General features: G+C 59.7%; 2 protein-coding genes. Both read left to right on the top strand.

Annotation, left to right across the window (positions count from 1 at the left end):
• A partial coding sequence (locus OQK_RS18800; RefSeq protein ID WP_038861383.1) for a carboxy terminal-processing peptidase occupies nucleotides 1-1,860 on the top strand: 1,860 nt, incomplete at its 5' end.
• A gap of 118 nt (nucleotides 1,861-1,978) precedes the next feature.
• On the top strand, nucleotides 1,979-3,316 hold a 1,338-nt coding region (locus tag OQK_RS18795; RefSeq protein WP_016773738.1), incomplete at its 3' end, for an EAL domain-containing protein.

The following is a 3,316-nucleotide window of genomic DNA, read 5'->3' as shown; positions in this document are numbered from 1 at the left end:
CTGCTCGACCCGTCGCGCAGCTATTTCATGGCCAGCGATATCGCCGAATTCGACAAGTGGAAGACGCAGTTCGACGACTTCCTCAAAAGCGGCGACCTCAACGCCGGGTTCACCATCTACAAGCGCTATCTGGACCGCGTCAAGGCGCGTCTGGACTTCGCCCTCGCCGAGCTGAACAAAGGCGTCGACAAGATGGACTTCAACACCAAGGAGACCTTGCTGATCGATCGCAAGGACGCGCCTTGGCTCAAGTCCACCGCAGAACTCGACGACCTGTGGCGCAAACGCGTCAAGGACGAAGTGCTGCGCCAGAAGATCGCCGGCAAAGACCCGAAGCAGATCCAGGAAACCCTGACCAAGCGCTACAAGAATCAGCTGGCGCGTCTGGACCAGACCCGTGCCGAAGACATCTTCCAGGCGTACATCAACACCTTCGCCATGTCCTACGACCCGCACACCAATTATCTGTCGCCGGATAACGCGGAAAACTTCGACATCAACATGAGCCTGTCCCTCGAGGGCATCGGTGCCGTGTTGCAGAGCGACAACGATCAAGTGAAGGTCGTGCGTCTGGTGCCGGCAGGCCCGGCGGACAAGACCAAGCAGGTCGCTCCGGCCGACAAGATCATCGGCGTTGCCCAAGGCAATAAAGAGATGGTCGACGTGGTCGGCTGGCGCCTGGACGAAGTGGTCAAACTGATTCGCGGTCCGAAAGGCACCGTGGTGCGCCTGGAAGTGATCCCGGCGAGCAATGCGCCGAACGACCAGACCACCAAGATCGTGCCGATCACCCGTGAAGCGGTGAAGCTCGAAGACCAGGCCGTGAAGAAGTCGATTCTCAGCCTGAAACAGGACGGCAAGGACTACAAACTCGGCGTGATCGAGATCCCGGCCTTCTACCTCGACTTCAAGGCCTTCCGTGCCGGTGACCCGGATTACAAGAGCACCACCCGCGACGTCAAGAAGCTGCTGACCGAGCTGCAAAAGGAAAAAGTCGACGGCGTGGTCATCGACCTGCGCAACAACGGCGGCGGCTCCCTGCAGGAAGCCACCGAACTGACCAGCCTGTTTATCGACAAAGGTCCGACCGTGCTGGTGCGTAATGCCGATGGCCGTGTCGACGTCCTCGAGGACGAAAACCCGGGCGCGTTCTACAAAGGCCCGATGGCGCTGCTGGTCAACCGCCTGTCCGCCTCGGCCTCGGAAATCTTCGCCGGCGCCATGCAGGACTACCACCGCGCGCTGATCATCGGTGGTCAGACCTTCGGCAAAGGCACCGTGCAGACTATTCAGCCGCTGAACCATGGCGAACTGAAACTGACCCTGGCCAAGTTCTACCGTGTCTCCGGGCAGAGCACCCAGCATCAGGGCGTACTGCCGGACATCGACTACCCGTCGCTGATCGACACCAAGGAAATCGGCGAAAGCGCCCTGCCGGAAGCCATGCCGTGGGACACCATCCGCGCGGCGATCAAACCAGCGGCCGATCCGTTCAAGCCGTTCCTCGCCCAGCTGAAGTCCGAACATGACGCGCGCACCAACAAGGATGCCGAGTTCGTGTTCATCCGCGACAAGCTGGCCCTGGCGCAGAAACTGATGGAAGAAAAAACCGTCAGCCTCAACGAAGCTGATCGTCGCGCCCAGCACGCCGACATCGACGCCAAGCAACTGGCGATGGAGAACATCCGTCGCAAGGCCAAAGGCGAAGAACCGCTCAAAGAGCTGAAGAAAGAAGACGAAGACGCACTGGCCGCTGCCGAGCCGGACAAGGTCAAACCGGAAGACGATGCCTACCTGAGCGAAACCGGGCGCGTGCTGCTGGATTACCTGAAACTGAGCAATCAGGTGGCCAAGAAGTAAGTGATGGCAATTTAGTGCTGACGATCCCCGGATCGTCATCAAACAGTCATCATTCTGTCGTGCAATAAAGGACCGGGAGCAAGCGCTCCCGGTCCTTTTTTTATCGCCAGAGACTGCCATGACCACGACCGAACAGCTGAGCGCGTTGAGCTCGATCCTGACTCAAAGCGGTTTACACAGCCTGTTCCAGCCGATCATCTGTCTTTCCGAACGCCGCATTCTCGGTTACGAAGCCCTGACCCGTGGCCCGTCCAACAGCCCTCTTCACTCGCCGATTGCACTGTTCGCCGTGGCGCGACAGGCTGGCCGATTGAGCGAACTGGAGATCGCCTGCCGACAAAGCGCCTGTCGCCGCTTCAATGAGCAGCAACTGCCGGGCAAGCTGTTCCTCAACGTCTCGCCGGAATCCTTGCTCGAAGCCGCGCACCAACCCGGACGAACGTTGCAACTGCTGCAGGACTTGGGCATTGCGCCGAGCCAAGTGGTCATCGAGCTCACCGAGCAGACGCCAATCGATGACTTTCAGTTGCTGCAAACCGCTCTGCATCACTATCGGGCGATGGGTTTTTCCATTGCGCTGGACGACTTGGGTGCAGGGTATTCGAGCCTGCGCCTGTGGTCGGAATTGCGTCCGGATTACGTGAAGATCGACCGGCATTTCATTGATGGCATTCATCAGGATGCATTGAAAAGAGAGTTTGTCGGTTCGATTCTGCAAATCGCCAAAGCCTCGCGCGCGCAGGTGATTGCCGAGGGGATCGAGTTGCCGGAAGAACTCGCGGTGCTGACTGAAATGGGCGTCGACCTGGTGCAGGGCTACCTGCTCGGCCGCCCTCAGGAACATCCGTCCCGCGACGCTCGCGCCTTGATGCCCAAACACGATAGCAGCGCTGTCGCGCTGAATGACGAAGGCAGCGACCTCAGCGCCCTGCTCAACGACCAGCCCGCCGTGCAACGCGATACGCCCACCGCGACGGTACTGGAAGCCTTCCGCCGCCAGGCCAACCTCAATTCGCTCGCCGTGCTCGACGAACAAGGCCAGCCCTGCGGCATCGTCCATCGCCACTCGCTGTCGGACGCACTGCTCAAACCGTTTGCCACGGACTTGTTTGCACGCAAACCGATCAGCCGCCTGATGAACGATGATTTCCTCGCCGTGGAAATCAGCCAGTCGCTGCAGCAAGTCAGCCGCCTGATCACCAGCCGCGCCCGCCAGCGCATCGAAGAAGACTTCATCATCACCCTCAACGGCAGTTACCTCGGCCTCGGCCGGGTGATCGACGTGCTGAAACTGATCACCGAACTGAAAATCCAGCAGGCACGCTACGCCAATCCCCTCACCCTGCTACCGGGCAACGTACCGATCCAGCAATGCCTCACGCGCCTGCTGCAACAGGCCCGCGAGTCGATTATCTGCTACGTCGACATCGACAGCTTCAAACCCTTCAACGACATC

The organism is Pseudomonas sp. R62, assembly GCF_000257605.1.
GTDB classification, from domain to species: Bacteria; Pseudomonadota; Gammaproteobacteria; order Pseudomonadales; family Pseudomonadaceae; genus Aquipseudomonas; species Aquipseudomonas atacamensis.
The sequence above is the reverse complement of the archived record's forward strand: the minus strand, read 5'-3'. Positions and strand labels throughout refer to the sequence as shown.